Here is a 19,338-nt window from a genome sequence, read left to right as displayed (position 1 = left end):
GTGTTTTCAATGGATACATTGGGATATATAAGCATAACATGGCGTGATGCTATAGATATCGCCCTCGTTACGCTCTTGTTCTATCAAGTTATGATAGTAATAAGAGGGACACGTGCGGTATCGGCAATCTATGGTCTGCTGTTGCTTATTGCTGTCTTTGCATTTTCTGAATACTTTGGTTTTTACACACTTCATTGGATTTTACAGCAGTTCCTTGGCTCCTTTTTCCTTGTTGTTGTGATTCTCTTTCAGGATGACATCAAGCGCGGGCTTTCTAATATGGGAGCGCGAAGCTTCTTTAAAAGAACAGAAGTTGAGGACTCTTTCCTTGATGAGATTATCGGCGCTGCTATGAACATGGCGAAGCGTCGGGTCGGTGCTCTTATTGTGCTCGAACATCATGTAGCCTTAGGCGATGTGGTTCGACGTGGTGTGCCGCTTGATTCCACTGTGACGAAAGAACTGCTTGTAACAATTTTTCAGGTAAAAGCTCCGTTACACGACGGTGCTGTGATTATTAGCAATGGTCGTGTGGCTGCTGCTGGTTGTATTTTGCCTCTTGCCGTTGGCGAGCAGGACAGACCGGAATACGGCACAAGGCACAGGGCGGGGCTTGGTATTACGGAAGAAACAGATGCTATTGCAGTTGTTGTTTCGGAAGAACGTGGTGATGTTACTGTGGCTGTAAACGGCCGATTGACCAGTAATCTTGATAAAACTCGTCTTAAACGTGTATTACGTAATCTCTTGGAGCGGTAATCCATGAGTGTAAGCTGGCGTCACTTACTTTTGGCTTTTGTTATGGCTTCCTGTTTATGGGTAGTCATCTCTGGTCGTGAGCAAGTTGAAATTTGGGAAAAAGCGTCCGTAGAATTAAAAGGGATGCCTAAAAACCTTACGTTGCTTAGCGGATTGCCACCAGAAATTGAAATTCGAGTTCGTGGGCCTAAAGGTCTGGTTCGTACCATCACTGATAGAAAGCTGACCTATGTTCTAGACCTCTCTAAGGTGAGTCCGGGACTGAATGTTTTGCCTGTTCAAGCTAGTGGCATTCAGCTTGGTAAAGCTTTTGACGTTGTCGAAGTGCGTCCGTCGCGCCTTACCTTGGAAGTAGACCGGTTTGTAGAAAAGATACTACCTGTGGTACCACGTTGGTCAGGAGAATTGCCTCCGGACTTGTTTGTGGAGTCAGCCTCAGTTACCCCCCAGTTTGTTACGGTGCTTGGCCCCGATTCAGAGCTTGCGGCACTTAGTGACGTGGAGGCTGTTACGCCGGCACCTAAAGCGGAAGAGCCTGGAAGTGTGACTCTTGATGGTACCGTTTCTTTATCTTTACGAGCGAAATCGACGCCTGCAATTGTCGAAGTGACGTATATTCTTGGAATGTTGTCGCAAAAACGGACAATTGTTCGGGATGTTATAGTCATTCCTAGAGCCGGTTTTGACATCACTCTCAATCAATCTGCTGTGAAAGTGACGATTGAAGTGCCTGATTCCTTAAAGGACAATAAGGCACTTATCGACACCGTTCGTGTTATCTTGGAGCTTCCGGAAGACATAACTCCCGGGGAATATAAGCTGCCTTACCGACTGGAGCTACCTGATAAAGTTAAGGTTGTGGGCACAGATCCAGAAACCTTAACTGTGACTGTTTCTACGAAATAATGTAGTCAGGTGGCATTTCTCAGTATCCTCCTTTCGTTGATAATAATGCAGTTCTGCGTTACTTGAGTTTAATCAAACTGTTGTAGGGTGTGCGCGCAATACTTCTTTGATTGCTGTTATCGCTGCTATGCGTACGAACCTTACATTTATAAATTTCAATTAAATAAAAAACAGGAGCTTCCATGGGAAGACGCTTGTTTGGAACGGATGGAATGCGTGGCACTGTAAATCAGTACCCGATGGTTCCAGAAGTCGCCATGCGCTTGGGACTTGCTGCGGGAACCACTTTCCGAACTGAAACTGGACGAAATAGAGTTGTAATCGGAAAGGACACCCGCCTTTCCGGATATGTTTTTGAAAATGCTCTTACTGCAGGCTTTTGTGCTGCTGGTATGGATGTATACCTTGTTGGACCAATGGCGACACCAGCCATTGCCTTCTTAACAAGAAACATGCGCGCAACCATGGGTGTTGTTATTTCTGCTTCGCATAATCCATACCAAGATAACGGCATTAAATTTTTTGATTCTTGTGGCTACAAGCTTGCTGATTCTGTTGAAGATACCATTACAGATTTGGTTCTCAATGCTGATCATCAGTGGGATTACCCAGCTCCGGATAAAGTTGGACGCGCAAAGCGTATTGAGGATGCTGTAGGTCGGTACATTGTCTATTTGAAGAATAGCTTTCCAACGAACCTTTCTTTGGAAGGTCTACGCATCGTTCTTGATTGCTCCAATGGCGCGAACTATAAAGTTGCCCCGTTGGTTCTTGAGGAACTTGGAGCAGAAGTTATACCTATTGGTATTAACCCGAACGGTGTGAACATTAACAAAGGGTGTGGCTCTCTTTATCCAGAAGTCATGGCACAAAAAGTTCGTGAAGCGCGTGCCGACATCGGGCTGGCGCTTGACGGTGATGCTGATAGACTGATTGTTTGTGATGAGCATGGTACAGTGCTTGATGGCGATCAGATTATGGCTATTTGTGCTAAAGACATGATAAGCTCTGGGGCTCTTGTGGATAATACTCTTGTTTCCACTGTTATGAGTAACATGGCACTTGAAGTATTCATGCGCGAACAAGGAGGCCGCTTATTGCGCACTCCTGTTGGTGACCGCCATGTAGTGGAAGCCATGCGGAATACGCAGGCAACTATGGGTGGAGAACAGTCTGGCCACTTGGTGTTTACGAATTATGGTACAACTGGGGATGGTCTGCTTGCAGGACTTCAGTTGCTCCGAATAATGCGTCAACAAGATAAGCCGCTTTCCAGTCTTGCAGGACTGCTTGAACTATATCCTCAGGAGCTCATTAACGTCCGCGTAGAACGTAAAGTTCCTTTTGAAGAGTGTCCGGCTTTGCTTGAAGATGTTAAAAAAGCTGAGAGAGAATTGGGTGATAAAGGCCGAGTGCTGTTACGGTATTCCGGTACAGAATCTCTTTGTCGCGTGATGGTAGAAGGTGAAGATAATGAGCTGGTTAAACGCCTGGCTTTATATCTTGCTGAGTCTGCACAAAAGAATTTAGTATAAGTGGAAGTGTTATGAATATTCGCAAAGTAGTTGTCCCTGTTGCTGGTTGGGGAACCCGTTCTCTTCCTGCTACCAAGAATATCCCGAAAGAAATGCTACCTATCTACAATAAGCCTGTGGTTCAATATATTGTAGAGGAAGCTATCAAGTCCGGTCTTAATGATGTTGTTTTCGTTACCAACCGCGAAAAGAAAGTTATTGAAGACCATTTTGATAAAAACCTTCAGCTTGAAAGCTTATTAAAGCGTGCTGGAAAAGAAAAGTTGCTTCGTACCGTGCAGGAAGTTGCATGCATGGCAAATATTATTTCTATTCGCCAGAAAGAGCAGCTTGGCTTGGGACACGCCGTATTATGCGCAAAAGATCTTATTAATGAAGATGCTTTCGGCGTAATGCTTGGCGATGATCTTATTTTTGGTATGGAGCCTGGTTTGAAGCAACTTATTCAGGTAGCAGCCTCCGAGCATTTACCGGTTGTTGGCGTGATGGAAGTTGAAGCCGACAAAGTAGACCGTTACGGTATTGTCGCAGGAGAAGAAATTTCCCCTGGCACATACCGCGTCACAGATCTTGTCGAGAAGCCTGCAATTCAGGATGCTCCATCCCGTCTGGCAATTGTTGGTCGTTACGTGTTGACTCCAGAGATTTTCCCTGCCCTTGAAAAGACAAAAGCAGGAGCAGGCGGAGAGATTCAGTTAACAGACGCTTTGCGTACCGTTGCTAAAGAACGCGGCCTGTTGGCTGTGAAAATGCGTGGTATGCGTTTTGACGCCGGTAACTGGGCAGAATATCTTGCAGCCAATATCTACTTTGCGTTGCAGGATGAGTCTATCCGTGATGATCTTATCAAGCACTTAACACCGCTGTTACCTTAGGGATTGTGGTTAGAAGTAAGAATTCAAAAAGGTGGTCTTTATGATCGCCTTTTTTACTTTCAGGAAAATGAACAATGCTCGCTATTTCTCTTTTAAGTCCTCCGTATGCAACGCTAAGCTACGCCGCACCGGCATGGCTTGATGATTCTGTATGGAAATGTGGCCAGCGTGTAATTGTACCGTTGGGGAAGGGAGGAATGCTTCGGGCAGGGATTGTTGTTTCTATTGATGATGACAGTTCTGTAAAAAATGGCGTTGTGCTTAAGCCCTGCCTGTGGCCAGCAGAACGTGAACCTTTGCTTAGACCTGAATATCTTGTCATGGTTAAGCAGCTTGCTTTGCGGCATATGGTAACAGAAGGTGAAGTTCTTGGTGGATTATTGCCTGCCGGACTTCGTACTTCCAAACTTCGACTTCGTGTGCTTGATGGCGGCAGGCCTCGAACTGTCGCTATGCGTGATATTGCAAAAATGACTGATGCAGAGCGTTCTGTCATTGGTGCGCTATGGGCGAGCAATGATGTTGAAATTCTGGACAGTACCTTTGACGCAGAGGAACAGGAATTGTGTAGTCTCCTCGTAGATCCTCCGTGGTCGGTGAGACCTTCCGCTAAGCGTCAGATAGAGGTGTTGGAGTATTTACACGAAAAGGGGATGCTTTCCCGAACCCGCATGGTCAAAGATCTTGGCTCCGGTATTTCCTCAGCGTTGAATACGCTTGCTGAGCGCGGACTGATTCGCATTGGTTCTCGTGAAGATGGAACGTGTAAAGTGTGTCAGGATGAAGGTAGTGAATGCTTTTCTGACATAGATGAAGGATTCACTTTATTGCCTGAGCAACAGACTGCCTACGATGAATTCAGCCAACTGATGCATGCTGCAAGCCCTAAATCGGCATTGCTTTACGGCATTACAGGAAGCGGCAAGACTGTCGTATATCTAGAGTTAGCAGCTGAGGCTCTAATGAAAGGTCGTTCTGTGATGTTGCTTGCTCCGGAAGTTGCTCTGGCTTGTAGACTTGAAAATGCTGTCCGTAGTCGATTTCCTTCTCAGGAATGCTTTTTTTACAACGGCTATCAGTCTCCTGCGGAAAGAGAAAAAACATTTCGAACCTTGGCAGACCGCACTTCACCTTGCATTATTGTAGGGACACGTTCTGCGCTGTTCCTACCATCACCAGAGCTGGGACTAATCGTCTTAGATGAAGAGCACGACACTTCGTTTAAACAAGATGAAGGTCTTGTTTATCAGGCAAAAGAAGTGGCGTATTATCGTGTGCAACAGAGTAATGGGTTGTTGTTACTTGGTTCGGCAACGCCAGATGTGAAAACGTTTCATGCTGTAAAACAGCAGGCTGTTTCCATGAGTGTTATGACGGAGCGTGCTGGCGAAGGCAGGCTTCCTGAAGTTTCGCTGTTGAATATTAAAAACTTGAAACGCGCAGACGGAATTCTTGCCGCAGAGTGTAAAAAACAAATACGGGAAACTGTAGAGCGCGGCGAGCAGGTTGTTATTCTACTGAATCGTCGTGGCTACTCTCCGTTGATGTATTGCCTTGATTGTGGACATGTTGCACGTTGTCCGCATTGTGAAGTAGGGCTTACATATCATAAAGAGCGTGAGCGTTTGCTCTGTCATTATTGCGGATACTCAGTTCCGTATCCTGTTGTGTGTTCTAAATGCAAAGGGCTTCACTATCTTCCTATGGGGGAAGGTACGGAAAAGCTTGAAGAGCATCTGGCAGAGATCCTTCCGCCTGATACAAAAATTTTACGTTTGGATAGAGATTCTACCCGTCGTCCCGGGAAAATGCAGCGCATTCTCGATGCGTTTGCAAATCAGGAAGCGCAGGTGCTGGTCGGAACACAAATGTTGTCCAAAGGGCATCATTTCCCGAACGTGACCCTTGCTGTTGTAGCTGATGGCGACCTCGGATTGAATCTTCCTGACTATCGTGCTGCAGAACGTACATTTCAGTTGCTTGTTCAAGCATCCGGACGTTCAGGCCGTGGCGAAAAGGCAGGGCGCGTGCTTATCCAGACACGAGACCCCGAGCACTACTGTTGGCAATTTGTTGGTAGTGCAGATTATGATGGATTCTATGCAGAGGAAATTGAACGACGACGTAAACGTAAGTACCCTCCATTCGTTAAATTAGCGCTTATCCGTGCCAGCTATCCGCTGGACTGGAATAAAGGGGTGGAGTGGGTAGGTTCGTTAACTGAAGTCGCAAGAGCTCTTGGCAAAGAGCACGATGTCCGAGTGTTGGGACATACTCCGTCGCCGTTGCCTATTTTGCGTGGTAGAAAGCGTTTCCAGTGGACTTTGAAGTCTGACAGCTGGATAAGTATTAGAACGCTCTATTATGCGATGCGCAATGCGGTGCCGCGTGGTTCAAAACTCAGGCTTTCTCTGGATATAGATCCTGTGAATATGTTGTGAGGAGCTAAGTATGATTTATGTTGTATCTGCCTGTACTGCGTGTCCGTTTTATCTTTCAGATCATGGCGGCAACTGTAGCGGGCGTTTCCCAGAGTTAAAGCCGGTGGATGTAGATCCTGAATCTACAAAGCCGGATTGGTGTCCTGTAAGTAGCTCAACATTACGAGTTACAGAGTCTGCCGCAAATAATACCGGCTTACCGGCTATAGCCGTTGATGAATGTGAAGACTGTCCGTTCTTTTTTCAGAATGCCAAGCGTCGGTGTAATATCGCCAACCCTAAGGGACGGCCTATATTAACTGACGGAGAGCGTCCTGTATGGTGTGTGCTGCGTAAAGAAGTGGTACTTATTCGGGGGAAGTAGAAAGGGTACAGATTGCTGACAAACCTGCACATAACTGCGCCCATGCGGGCACTTTTTACTGTGGGACTTAAAGGCTTGCCAACGGTTGACTGGCGTTACTTTAAAAGAATCAGATGCTCACATAGGTCTAACTATGCTTCACCCTGACTTTTTTTTGCGCCTTGCCCTGCACAAGTTTGCCTCAATCTGTTTAAATCAACTTTATCGGTACCCTCGGTAAAGATCGAATATTCACTACAAACGCTATTATGGTGGGGATACATTCCCCGCCTTTTTTTATGCGTAACCCAGTGTTTTGATAGAAGGACTTTGTGAAGTGGGTATGTCGGGAAGGCACGGTGTAACTAGCCTAATTGATTGTGCAATCATTATTGAAAATGCATACTTAGATGGTAGAAAAATGTAAAAAGCGTTGCCAAGTGTAAGTGTTGCTATTATAGACCGTGTAATTTACTTTTTTGAGTGGGTGGCAGTAATGGCAGAGGGGCCTTGCTACTTGCTCTTTTGCATGTCTTGAGGGGAAACACTGTTCACTTTTCATAGTTATTTGAAAATATTGAACAGTGCGCTGAACAGGCACTTACAGGCATGCTAACAATGAATTCGAGGGGAAAATAATGAAGCGACATTTCCTGTCTATTGTTGCGTCTTGTGTATTGCTGTTAGCTGTTGCCACTTCAGCTTCTGCTGCGGGTTTTGCATTGTATGAATGGAGTGCTCGAGGCAACGCCCTCGGTGGTACTCTTGTTGGTCGTGCGGATGACCCATCTGCGGTTGCATATAACCCAGCAGGTATTACGCAGTTGGAAGGTACCCAAATTGCTATTGGTGCTTCTCTTGCGTCTCCATATGCTGAGGTTGAAGCGATAGACCCCACTACAGGTGTAAGTTCAACCGGAGAAAGCAATCCTGCTCTCTTTGCTATTCCGCATTTTTACATCACACACAAAATCAATGACAAATGGGCTATTGGTTTTGGTGAGTTCTCACGATTTGGTCTTGGCTTTGGCTTTGATGATGACTGGGCTGGGCGTTTCAACGTTTATGATGCGAAAATACAAACTATTTCTTTGAACCCAAACGTTGCGTATAAAATTACCGATCGGCTTTCAGCTGCAGTTGGTCTTGAATATGTATATGTTGATGTAGCTATTAAGAAAGCATACCCAACTGGCGGCAGGTCCAAACTTACTGGTAGCGGTGATGGCGTTGCGATGACAGCTGGCCTTCATTATAAATTAGATAACTGGCGTTTTGGCGTAGGCTATCATAGTCAGGCTAAAATTGATGCTACTGGAGATACTGATATCTCTGGATCTACTCCAACCCCAGGTTACTTACCAGATGGTGAGTACGATACCAAGACCTCAATTGTGCTTCCAGACATGATTAGCTTTGGTATTACATACTACCCGATTCAAGAGCTGAGCATTGAATTAGCTGCTGTGCACACCCGTTGGTCTACCTACAGAAATTTTGATCTTACTCTAGATACTCCCGTTGGTGAGAAGCCACTTGCACAGCCAAAAGATTGGGATGATGTATGGCGTGTTAGCCTTGGCGCTGAATATGACATCAACGAAACTTGGACTATTCGTGGAAGCTATGCATATGATGAAGCTCCAGAAAATGCAAAGTATGTAGATTACATGATTCCAGCTGCTGATCGCCATCTCCTCAGTGCAGGTGTTGGTTACAACATTGATAACTGGACTATTGATCTCGCATATACTTACATTATTGCAGAGAGCGTTGATTACGACGACTCTGAGGCTCCTGCTGTTTCTGACGGCAAGTCCAAAAATGGTGTAACTCACATTGGCGCAATCACCGTTGGTTACGCATTCTAAATTGCGATAACCTGATAGTTACTGTTCGCTATCTATAGTTGCAATGATGACCGGCTCGGGGTAATTCCTGAGCCGGTTTTGTTTTTATAAAGGGGTAATAAATATGCATGTTGTATTGTTTGAACCGGAAATTCCGCCGAATACTGGCAACATTGCCAGATTATGTGCAGCAACTGCTACAGATCTGCATTTGATTGAACCGCTTGGTTTTAGTCTTGAAGATAAATATTTGAAACGTGCTGGATTGGACTATTGGCCGCATGTTTCCGTTTCTGTATGGCCCAACTGGGAAGCATACATCGAAAGTGTAGGGCATAAGCATCGGCATGTTATGGCAAGTTCTAAACGGGGTGTTGCCGTACATGAGGTTGCGTATAATGTGAATGATGCGTTAGTGTTCGGACCAGAAACTCGAGGACTCCCCGATGGCTTGATGGACAGATATGAAGATCATGTCCGCATTCCAATGTGGGGCGCGGTGCGTAGTCTTAACCTTTCAACAGCTGTAGGCATTGTCCTGTATCAGGCGTTTGCTGCAACTGGAGTTTTAAACGGAAAGTAGGTGTATATGGAACTCTTCTGGATACCACTAGCTGCGTTTGTCATTGATGCAATCTTTGCTGACCCGAGTTTTTTCCCACATCCGGTACAATTGATTGGAAAATTATTGGATAAGTTGGAAAAAACAGCTCGTAAAAATTTCCCTAACAGGTTTGGCGGTGTATTATCGTTGCTGATTCTGTTGCTCATGGTTTTTGTTGTAGTAACTACCTGTATAGGTATTCCATATGTGGGATGGATTTTTGCACTGTACTTTGCATGGTCTGGCCTTGCTCTTGGCAGCTTGCTGAGTGAAGGCACCAAAGCTGTGCAGGCAGTTGCATCAGGCTCTCTTGATGAAGGTCGTAAGGCCGTTTCTATGCTGGTCAGTCGAGATGTGGCGGAATCCACTGAAGAAGAGTTGTATAAAACCCTCGCGGAAACGCTTTCTGAAAATTTCAACGATGGTATCATCGCACCATTTTTCTGGCTCGTGCTATCTGGTCCGGTTGGGCTGTGGCTGTACAAGGCTACCTCCACAATGGATTCCATGTGGGGATATAAGAACGAGAAATGGATAGACCTTGGATGGGCAGGGGCTAAATTTGATGACCTGCTTGCATATTTACCGGCACGCTTTTCTGCAATGTTTCTTCAGTGTACTGCAAACCTTGCAGGGCTTGGTTCAGGAAGAGGCGTGTGGGATGGCGTTGCACGTGACGCAGCTAAAATGGAAAGCCCGAATGCTGGTTGGCCAATGGCGATGGCTGCACATCTTTACGGTAGACCAATGGGCGGCAGTGCCGTGTACTTTGGAAAAGTAAAAGAAAAGCCAGTGCTGGGTGTCGGTGATGAAGCTTGGGATAAAGCCACTTTGATCCAGTTGATTAAACACATCCGTCTCGCAGCAATTTTTGGCTGCGGACTGCTTTGGCTTGCGGTTTCATTACTGCGTTTAGTTTTTTAACAACTTGTATTAACGAAGAAAAAATGGCTACCGTTTTTCCCTTGATTCGAGAGTAAAGTCGATGTTTTTTGCGGAAGACTTAATTAACTGTAGGCGAATGAGTGAGCCGAACGGAAATAAGTGATTCTAAAGTGAAACTTTCCTCGTAGTGGATAATTGTTTGTTATCAATAAAAAAAGGCTGCCCAAAATATGGGCAGTCTTTTTTTATATGAAATAAATGCTGAGTAATAACTTTGAGCTAAACAACCTCTCCGGCAGCATTGCCGGAAGCCCATGCCCAGTGCAGATTGAATCCGCCAAGATCACCGAGAACATCAAGAACCTCACCTGTTAAATACAGACCGGAGCAGAGTTTGCTTTCCATGGTTTTTGATGAAACGGAGCCTGTATCAACGCCGCCGCCTGTGGCTTCAGCTTTTTTCATACCTTCAGTACCAGTCGGTGTAACTGTAAATGCATGAATGCTGGAATGCAGAACCTGCATATCCTTTTTACTAAGCTGCGCAATTTGTTTTTCACGAAGCTCTTTAGGAATAAGAGCAGCAGCAAGACGTTCTGGAAATTTTCGGCTCAACACGTTTTTTAATAACGGCTTGGAGCCTGCTTCATCGAGAATGTCAGTAAGAGATGCAGAAGGAAGCAGGTCGATTTCGATAGCATCCCCTTTCTTCCAATGCGCAGAGATTTGCAGAACAACAGGTCCACTAATTCCTTTATGGGTGAAGAGCATGTTTTCTGTGAATTGCTTGTTGTTGCACCTAATGGTCACTGGTAGCGCAATACCGGATAAATTTTTGAGCTTCCAGTTGGAAGGCATCATGAGCGGTACCAACGCAGGAAAAGTAGGGATGATTTTATGACCGAACTGTCGGGCAAGTTTGTACCCTGCATCAGTTGCTCCCGCTTGTGGCCATGCGCTGCCGCCAAGGGCAACTATAAGTGATGGGGCAAAATGTTGCGAGTCTGTTAACCCTACGTCAAATAGTTCACCTTTTTTCTGCACATCTGTGATTTTTTCGGAAAAAAGAAAGCGTACATTATGTTCAAGGCAATCGTTGTAAAGTGCCTCTGTAACATCTGCAGCACTGTGGGTGCAGAAAAGCTGGCTGTGTTCGCGCTCTTCCCAAGGGATATCATGAAGAGACAGATATTCAACCATGTGCCAGGGAGTAAAGCGTGCAAGAGCAGATTTACAAAAGTGAGCATTTTTACAATGGTAGTTCGCTGGACTTAAGTCTATATTTGTAAAGTTACATTTGCCACCACCAGCAACCAGGATCTTGCGTCCGGCTTTGCGAGCATGGTCAACGACCAGAACTTTGCGGCCTCTTTTGGCAGCTGTGAGTGCAGCCCAGAGGCCTGAAGCGCCTGCGCCTAAGATAATAACGTCATGTTGATTCATGCGTGCTCCTGAAAATATGTGTCGTTACTGCTTACATGAAGCCAAAGGGACGTATACTGTTATGGTGTAATTGTCACGTTATCCTCTGAGGTGAGCACTATGCCGATTTATGAAAACACACTGTATCCGGCTCCGTTTTTTCTACCGGGTGGTCATGCACAAACGCTATATCCTGCACTGTTCAGAGCATTGGATTTGCCTGCTTGTACTGTTCAACGAATAACAACGCCTGATAATGATTTTTTAGATGTAGACTTTCACTATGCAAACCCTGGTGCCCCTAAGAAGCGGCTTGTCGTGGTCTCTCATGGCCTGGAAGGCAACTCGAAGCGTTCGTATGTGAAAGGGATGGTTAGAGCGCTTATACGGGCAGGGTGGGATGCTGCCGCGTGGAACTTTAGAGGGTGTAGCGGTGCACCTAACAGAAAGCTCCACATGTATCACAGCGGTTCGACCGAAGACTTGCATTCTGTTGTAAGCTTTTGTGCAAGGAAAGGGTACGAGGAAATAGTCCTTGTGGGCTTCAGCATGGGGGGGAACCAAATTTTGAAATATTTGGGTGATCCCGCAACGTTTGTACATCCCTGCGTTCAGGCTGCTGTAGTCTTTTCTGTACCGTGCGATCTTGTGGGGGCGGCAAAGGCTATGGATAAGCCTTCAAATGCTATTTACTTGAAAAATTTTATGCGCACGCTAAAAGATAAAATTGTACAGAAGCATGATGCGTTTCCAGATTTGGTGAATATAGCGAACTTGAATGACTTGAAAACATTTAAAGATTTTGACGAAGAATACACTGCTCCGTGGTACGGATTCAAGGACGCTCTTGAATATTGGGAGAAGAGTTCCAGTGTTCAGTTCTTGGATAGAGTTAGAGTACCAACATTGATGATTAGTGCCCGAAATGATCCGTTTTTATGGCCTACCTGTTACCCGACAGGGTACGCACACCGCAGTAAGTATCTGTATCTAGAAACTCCGGCTGATGGCGGACATATCGGTTTTGTCCGGTTAGCTGATGATGATTACTACTGGTCAGAAATTCGCGCTGTGGAGTTTATAGGGCAGGTCATGGGGTAATATTGATGTAAGCAGAAGTACGTCTTTAGGGACTGTTACGTTTATAAAAAAAGAAAGCCGCGAAGTAATCTGAAACACAGATAACTTCGCGGCTATTTTTTCTTTCTAAGAAAGATGAACAGGTGCGCTATTAGTACGCAACGCTACTCTTATGCAGAAATATTATTTGGTTTCTGCTGCTTTCTTTTTACGACCTGCAAGGCGGTGACGGTTCTGTCCAGAAAGAATGTTTTTACGCAGACGGATAGATTCTGGAGTAACTTCAACACACTCATCTTCAGTAATGAAGTGGATAGCGCGCTCGAGGGTCATTGGACGTACCGGGGTAAGAGTAACTGCGTCATCTTTACCGGAAGCACGAACGTTGGTGAGCTTTTTACCCTTACAAGGGTTGATGTCGAGGTCGTTGTCACGGTTGTGTTCGCCGATAACCATACCTTCGTATACAGGTAAGCCTGCATCGATGAAGATTTCGCCGCGTGGCTCTAAGTTGAAGAGAGCGTAGGCAACGGACTGGCCGGAGCGGTCACAAACGAGGGAACCTGTGTGACGGGTTGGGAACTCGCCACGGTAACCTTCGTAACCGTCGAAGAGTGAGTTCATGATGCCGGTACCCTTGGTATCGGTGAGGAACTCATCACGGTAACCGATGAGGCCACGGGAAGGAATAGTGAATTCCATACGAACACGGCCGGTGCCGTTGTTCACGAGGTTGGTCATACGGCCTTTACGTGCTGAAAGTTTTTCAGTCACAACGCCCATGAATACGTCATCACAATCGATGAACAGTTTTTCCATAGGTTCGGAAAGCACGCCGTCAACTTCTTTGAAGATAACTTCAGGACGACCGATAGTCAGTTCGAAGCCTTCACGACGCATCTGTTCAACGAGAATAGCCATCTGGAATTCACCACGGCCTTTAACGATGAAGCTGTCGCGCTCTTCACTGTCTTCAACGCGGATTGCTACGTTAAGCATGGTCTCACGTGTAAGACGTTCGCGGATTCTGCTGGACTGAACGTGTTTACCTTCAGTACCTGCAAGCGGGGAAGAGTTAATGCTGAAACGCATGGAAACGGTTGGTTCGTCAACGTTGATGCGTGTCAATGCTTTTGGTGCTTCTTTAGTACAAATGGTGTCGCCAATGTTTACATTGTCGATACCGGAAATAACTACGATGTCACCAGGAGTTGCTTCGGAAGCTTCAGCAAGTTTCAAACCCTGGTAGGTCTGAATTTTGGAAACGCGAAGGCCGCGAGGCTCATCGTCAATGCCGATGCAAGCAAGCTGGTCGTTGTTGTGAATAGTACCGTGGAATACACGGCCGATTGCGAGACGACCAAGGTAGTCTGAGTAGGAAAGGTCAGCTACGAGCATCTGGAAAGGCTGTTCTGGGTCGTATACAGGACCAGGAACTTCAGAAAGGATAACTTCGAAGAGTGGTGTAAGGTCTTTCTGTTCTTCTTCAGGAGAATTCATAGCAACGCCGTCACGACCAACTGCGTACATAACAGGGAATTCAAGCTGCTTGTCGGTTGCTTCGAGGTCGATGAACAGGTCGTATACTTCGTCAAGCACTTCATCAATACGTGCATCAGGACGGTCAATTTTGTTGATAACAACAATAACTTTAAGACCGGCTTCAAGAGTTTTCTTGAGTACGAAACGAGTCTGAGGAAGTGGGCCTTCGGATGCGTCAACGAGCAGAATAGCACCATCAGCCATTGTGAGGGAGCGTTCAACTTCACCACCGAAGTCGGCGTGACCTGGGGTGTCGATGATGTTAATTTTTGTTCCCTGCCAAGAAACAGCACAGTTTTTCGCTGCAATGGTAATACCACGTTCACGTTCGAGGTCCATGCTGTCCATTACACGGTCATCAACTTCCTGGTTGGCGCGGAAGATGCCGCCCTGTTTAAACATAGCATCAACAAGAGTTGTTTTACCGTGGTCAACGTGCGCGATAATCGCAACGTTACGAATTGCATCGTTATGAATAGTCTGAGTCACAAATAATTCCTTATAAAATGCAAAAGTTCTTTCGTTGCTGCTGCTTGTGGCGGCAGGGTAAACTTTCGCGGTTATGCGTTGTGTCGGTGGCATATACCTAAGCGCGAGAAAGGGCAAGCTCTCAGGTGAGTGTTTTGCAGGCAATGTAGCACGCAAGACGGTTAAAGGCATGATAAATAGAACACCGCGGGCTTTCTTTTAAAAGAAAACTCACGGTGTTTTTGTATCTCAAAGACATCAATCTAATGAAAATCGTCAATGTTCCGATAAGGGCAGTGAAGACTTAGATGTTTCCTGTGCACATTGTGTTATCGAAAATTTTCAGGGTGGGGATAACAAGTGTCAGCACTGTTTGGTGATAATTGCCTGCAGCAGGGCAGAGAGGTTGGCACCGGCTTTGTTTGCTGTCCGGATAATTTCATCAAGTGGAACATCTGTCATGCAGTCGGGAAGGTTTTTGTTTGTCAGGCAGGACACACCAAGAACTTTTAATCCGCAATGGCGCGCGGCAATGACTTCCATAACGGTAGACATGCCAACAGCATCAGCGCCAAGGCGCTTGTACATACGGGTTTCAGCAGGTGTTTCCATCTGCGGGCCATGTACGCCTGCATAAATTCCGCGCTCGAGCCGGATGCCGAGTCTGGCTGCTTCTTCCATTGCGCAGTTGATGAGCTGAGGATCGTATGCCTGACTCATGTCAGGAAAACGCGGACCCCAGTCGTCGACATTGCATCCGGAAAGAGGTGTGCGACCTGTAAAGTTTATATGGTCGGTAATTGCCATAAGAGTGCCTGCATCCCACTGGGGGACAAGGCAGCCTGCGGCGTTGGTAGCAATATACGTATCAATGCCAAGCGTGGCCATTACGCGGACACCCATGCTTACTTCAGCAGGAGAGTAACCTTCGTAAAGGTGATTTCTTCCCTGTTGGATTACTACAGGAACATCGGCAATGGTGCCGAAAACAAACTGTCCTGCATGTGATTCCACTGTTGAATGTGGAAAATCGATGATGTCGTTGTAAGAAATGGTCTCGGTTACAGTAACCGCGTTTACAAAATCACCAAGGCCAGTGCCGAGTGCAATGCCGATTTTTGGAGAAAGATCGTTTTTTGCAAGCTCTTTGATTGACTGTACGGCGTTATGTACTTTATTCAAACTTTGCATAACCTGCTATACCTATTGATAGATTGTAGGGAAACATGCCCCGTAATGGGTTTGACGGAGCATGATGCAGTCACATGTTGTGATAAATTATACGAACCCGCCTGTTACATAGGTTTAATATATGGATATTGCAACTCTTCTCGGGGTCGTTGTTGGTTTTGCTCTTGTTGCTGGCGCCATTTTTATGGGGGGGAGTGTTGGCGATTTTATTAACGTACCGGGTGCTATGATTGTTTTTGGTGGTTCCGGTGCCGCTATTTTTGTAACGTTTCCTTTAGAGGAAGTAGCGTTTGCTGTTGCAAGCGTTGTAAAGGTTTTTGCTTCCCGCCGTACTAAGATTCCAGAAGTTGTTAATACAATGGTTCGTATTGCAGAAATCAGCCGTCGTGAAGGTTTGGTTGCTCTGGAAAATATTAAAACCGAAAGCCCGTTGTTAAAAAAAGCATGTCAGCTTATTGCAGATAATGCTGATCCAGATATTATCCATGACACATTAAAAATTGAAATTCTGTCCATGAAGCGTAGGCAGAATATTGCGATTGCTGTTTTCAACAGACTCGGCGCAGTAGCTCCGGCGTTCGGAATGATCGGTACTCTTATCGGTCTGGTTCAGATGCTTGCACATTTGGATGACCCTTCCAGTATCGGTCCTGCAATGGCTATTGCGCTGCTCACAACATTTTATGGCGCACTGCTTGCTAACCTTTTGTTCCTGCCTATGGCTGGTAAACTGAAGGCGAGAACTCTTCAGGAAGAGGTTCAGCTCAATATTATTTTTGAAGGCGCCAAGTGTATTCTGGAAAACAACAACCCTCGCTTAGTATATGAAAAACTGAGTTCATTCATCTCTCCAGAGGACAGAAAAGATGTTCGAAGATAGAGACGACTATGCATTCGTGGACGATGTCGGGGATGACTCCGATGAAGGTACTTGGCTAACAACATTTGCAGATATGGTAACGTTGTTGCTGGCCTTTTTCGTGCTCCTTTTTTCCATGTCAGTTATTGACCAGAAACAATTTACGGACTCGTTTTTAACAGTTCGTCAGGTGTTCGGCGGCGATAACGAAAATTTACTCACATCACCTGTACGACAGGACGACACCGCAATTTTAGAGTCCGTCCGTTTACAGAAGCAGTTAATTGAAGCACAACGTAAAGTGTATTCAGATATGCGAACCTACCTTAATCAAAAAGGTTTGGAAGGGCAGATTGGCTCTGTTTTTGATGAAGGTGTGATTACACTGCGACTTCCATCTGCTGCCATGTTTGAAAACGGCAAGGTGACAGTTAGCCCTAACGGCTACAAATTGTTAGAGGAAATGCGTCAGTTGTTTGTGAAGAACAAAGCTCAGACTATCAATATCAAAGGGTACACCGATGATTTGAAACCGAGTGCTTCCAGCCGTTATCGGGACAACTGGGAAATATCAGCATTGCGTGCGGTCAATGTTCTGCGTTACTATATTGAGCATGGCATCGAGTCTCAGCGATTAACAGCTACAGGACTTGGTGATCTTGACCCGCTCATGCCTAATACTAATGAGGCAAATAGATCGCAGAATAGAAGAGTTGAATTTGTTTTTGAAAGACGGGTGGGCAAGTAGCCATGAGTAATCTCGAATTTACTATGCCAACGGGTAATGAGCGTCGTAGAGCTTTTAGAGCAAAGGCTTACGGTATTGCGGTTACCTTTGAAGAGCAAAATGTGACTTGCGATATTCTGGACGTCAGTGTAACAGGGTTCGCGATAAAAAATGAGTTAGTATCCATAAAAGAGGGCGCTGAGTACTCTGTTTCTATTCTTGTTGCGGGGAAGGCTTACCTTTCCGATCTCACTTGCAGAGTGGTCAGAATACTCGATAATGGAATAATTGGCTGCGATTTCCGCACGCTTGATCGCAGGCAGGAAGCAAGGCTTGATAGGCTTGTGCTTGAGCTGCAAAAGCGGATGATCGCTAAGAAAAGAGAACAATCTGCAGCTGAATAGGCTGCAAAAAATCGAGGGTAATACGTGCAGAATACAAACCACAAGGTGCTGGTGGCGAATCGAGGGGAAATTGCCATCCGTATCATGCAGGCTTGTCAAAAGCTTGGATTGGGTTTTGTCTGTGTTTACACTGCAGAAGATAGCGCTTCTGGTCATGTTCGCATGGCTAAGGAGCATGGAGGCGAAAAAAGCCTCTATCGTGTTTCTTCCTATCAGGATGCAAACGAACTGTTGGCTGTGGCGGATGAGTCAGGTGCGACTGCTATTCATCCGGGCTATGGCTTTTTTGCAGAAGACTATCGTTTTGCGCGCCGTGTAACACAGCGTGAAAATAAGCTTATTTTTATCGGTCCTTCATGGAGACTTATCCGTGAACTGGGCGATAAAATTAATACAAAACGCCTTGCGCGAAGCTTGCAGGTACCAACTGTACCGGGCTCTGACCGCCCAGTGTACGACGAACTTGAAGCTGAAAAGATTGCTCGTCAACTTTTCGAGTTTCAGGAAGAACAGGGCATTGAACGTCCTATGGTACTCGTAAAAGCATCCGCAGGTGGTGGCGGCATGGGCATTGAAGAGGTGTATGATATTGACCTCTTTAAATCCGTATACCGTCGTATCCGCAGTTATTCTCTTCGTCACTTCAGCGACGAAGGTGTGCTTATCGAACAGCGCATCAAAGACTTCAACCACTTGGAAGTACAGGTTGTGTCCGACCGTACTGGTAAAAATCCAGTACATTTTGGCACACGTAACTGCTCTATCCAGTCAACTGGTCTCCAAAAACGCCTTGAAATTGCGCCGGGTTTTGACCCAAGCTCCATTAACTACACATTCGACGCCCAGAAAGTTCTGGACGATATTACCGAATACTCCCTCGCTATGGCGCGCAAGGTCGGCTATGATAACGTAGGAACCTGGGAATGGATCGTGACCCGCGACGGTCGTCCGTTCCTCATGGAAGTTAACACACGTATTCAGGTTGAAAACGGTGTGTCTGCCATGATTTCCCGCGTTAAAGGCAAAGCCGGTGTTGACCTTATTGCAGAGCAGATTCGAGTAGGTTTAGGGGAACCTCTGGGATATGGTCAGGATGACATCACCTTCGAAGGTGTTGGCATTGAGTACCGTCTCATTGCAGAAAACCCGGAGATGAAATTTACTCCGTGGGTTGGCTGCATTGAAGGTTTTGGTTGGGATAAACACGAATGGCTTGAAATGCATTCTCACGTTCCTACGGACGTTGCGTATGACATTCCAACTGAGTTCGACCCGAACCTTGCCCTTGCCATTATCTGGGGTAAAGACCTGTCTGAGGTAAAGAAAAACGGTAAGAAATTCTTGGATGAATTGCGTCTCACAGGCCGCAATCTGGGTGGCGAGTCACTCAAGTCCAACGTTAATTTCCTGCGTACTAAAACTGACATCATTCTTAAGTTTTAGCACC

17 protein-coding genes are annotated in these 19,338 nt (G+C 45.9%); 14 read left to right on the top strand and 3 right to left on the bottom strand.

Features of this window, described 5'->3' with window-relative positions:
* Window positions 1-9: 9 nt before the first annotated feature.
* From cdaA to cbiB, 9 genes are all read left to right on the top strand, one after another.
* On the top strand, window positions 10-759 hold the full coding sequence (cdaA, locus tag ACZ5V1_RS10265; RefSeq protein WP_464388761.1) for a diadenylate cyclase CdaA: 750 nt from the start codon (window positions 10-12) through the stop codon (window positions 757-759).
* Between the two features lie 3 nt (window positions 760-762).
* Entirely contained in the window at window positions 763-1,665 is a 903-nt protein-coding gene (locus ACZ5V1_RS10260) for a CdaR family protein (RefSeq protein ID WP_464388760.1), read from the top strand.
* Between the two features lie 182 nt (window positions 1,666-1,847).
* Complete coding sequence (gene glmM, locus ACZ5V1_RS10255) at window positions 1,848-3,200, top strand: phosphoglucosamine mutase (protein ID WP_464388759.1); 1,353 nt, start codon at window positions 1,848-1,850, stop codon at window positions 3,198-3,200.
* 11 nt (window positions 3,201-3,211) lie between these two features.
* Window positions 3,212-4,075: a UTP--glucose-1-phosphate uridylyltransferase GalU gene (galU, locus tag ACZ5V1_RS10250; RefSeq protein ID WP_464388758.1), complete on the top strand. Its 864-nt coding sequence runs from the start codon at window positions 3,212-3,214 to the stop codon at window positions 4,073-4,075.
* A 74-nt stretch (window positions 4,076-4,149) separates the two neighbouring features.
* Window positions 4,150-6,516, top strand: coding sequence for a replication restart helicase PriA (gene priA, locus ACZ5V1_RS10245; protein WP_464388757.1), 2,367 nt, complete (start codon window positions 4,150-4,152; stop codon window positions 6,514-6,516).
* Between the two features lie 10 nt (window positions 6,517-6,526).
* Window positions 6,527-6,880, top strand: coding sequence for a hypothetical protein (locus tag ACZ5V1_RS10240; protein ID WP_464388756.1), 354 nt, complete (start codon window positions 6,527-6,529; stop codon window positions 6,878-6,880).
* A 617-nt stretch (window positions 6,881-7,497) separates the two neighbouring features.
* Window positions 7,498-8,730 (top strand): OmpP1/FadL family transporter, encoded by a 1,233-nt coding sequence (locus ACZ5V1_RS10235; protein WP_464388755.1) that lies wholly within the window; start codon window positions 7,498-7,500, stop codon window positions 8,728-8,730.
* 103 nt (window positions 8,731-8,833) lie between these two features.
* Window positions 8,834-9,292, top strand: a complete 459-nt coding sequence (locus ACZ5V1_RS10230) for a tRNA (cytidine(34)-2'-O)-methyltransferase (RefSeq protein ID WP_464388754.1) — start codon at window positions 8,834-8,836, stop codon at window positions 9,290-9,292.
* Between the two features lie 6 nt (window positions 9,293-9,298).
* Window positions 9,299-10,237 (top strand): adenosylcobinamide-phosphate synthase CbiB, encoded by a 939-nt coding sequence (gene cbiB, locus ACZ5V1_RS10225; RefSeq protein WP_464388753.1) that lies wholly within the window; start codon window positions 9,299-9,301, stop codon window positions 10,235-10,237.
* Between the two features lie 240 nt (window positions 10,238-10,477).
* Here cbiB and ACZ5V1_RS10220 read toward each other — a convergent pair whose 3' ends face one another.
* Entirely contained in the window at window positions 10,478-11,641 is a 1,164-nt protein-coding gene (locus tag ACZ5V1_RS10220; protein WP_464388752.1) for a BaiN/RdsA family NAD(P)/FAD-dependent oxidoreductase, read from the bottom strand.
* A gap of 99 nt (window positions 11,642-11,740) precedes the next feature.
* Between ACZ5V1_RS10220 and ACZ5V1_RS10215 the strand changes: the two genes are divergently transcribed.
* Complete coding sequence (locus ACZ5V1_RS10215; protein WP_464388751.1) at window positions 11,741-12,721, top strand: YheT family hydrolase; 981 nt, start codon at window positions 11,741-11,743, stop codon at window positions 12,719-12,721.
* 162 nt (window positions 12,722-12,883) lie between these two features.
* Here the strand turns inward: ACZ5V1_RS10215 and typA are convergent, their stop codons facing one another.
* Both typA and ACZ5V1_RS10205 read right to left on the bottom strand, forming a co-directional pair.
* Complete coding sequence (gene typA, locus ACZ5V1_RS10210) at window positions 12,884-14,731, bottom strand: translational GTPase TypA (protein WP_464388750.1); 1,848 nt, start codon at window positions 14,729-14,731, stop codon at window positions 12,884-12,886.
* A 342-nt stretch (window positions 14,732-15,073) separates the two neighbouring features.
* Entirely contained in the window at window positions 15,074-15,901 is an 828-nt protein-coding gene (locus ACZ5V1_RS10205) for a purine-nucleoside phosphorylase (protein WP_464388749.1), read from the bottom strand.
* A 121-nt stretch (window positions 15,902-16,022) separates the two neighbouring features.
* On the opposite strand from ACZ5V1_RS10205, the gene ACZ5V1_RS10200 reads away from it, so the two are divergent.
* Genes ACZ5V1_RS10200 through ACZ5V1_RS10185 form a run of 4 tightly spaced genes read left to right on the top strand, consistent with a single transcriptional unit; the run spans window position 16,023 to window position 19,334 of the window.
* Window positions 16,023-16,781: a motility protein A gene (locus ACZ5V1_RS10200; protein WP_160714630.1), complete on the top strand. Its 759-nt coding sequence runs from the start codon at window positions 16,023-16,025 to the stop codon at window positions 16,779-16,781.
* On the top strand, window positions 16,768-17,508 hold the full coding sequence (locus tag ACZ5V1_RS10195) for an OmpA/MotB family protein (protein ID WP_464388748.1): 741 nt from the start codon (window positions 16,768-16,770) through the stop codon (window positions 17,506-17,508). The genes ACZ5V1_RS10200 and ACZ5V1_RS10195 overlap by 14 nt, the downstream gene beginning before the upstream one ends.
* 2 nt (window positions 17,509-17,510) lie before the next feature.
* Entirely contained in the window at window positions 17,511-17,891 is a 381-nt protein-coding gene (locus ACZ5V1_RS10190; protein ID WP_160714626.1) for a PilZ domain-containing protein, read from the top strand.
* Between the two features lie 24 nt (window positions 17,892-17,915).
* Window positions 17,916-19,334, top strand: coding sequence for a biotin carboxylase N-terminal domain-containing protein (locus ACZ5V1_RS10185; protein ID WP_464388747.1), 1,419 nt, complete (start codon window positions 17,916-17,918; stop codon window positions 19,332-19,334).
* Window positions 19,335-19,338 lie beyond the last annotated feature (4 nt).

Source organism: Halodesulfovibrio oceani subsp. galateae (assembly GCF_055397225.1).
This window is presented reverse-complemented; position numbering and strand designations above follow the sequence as displayed.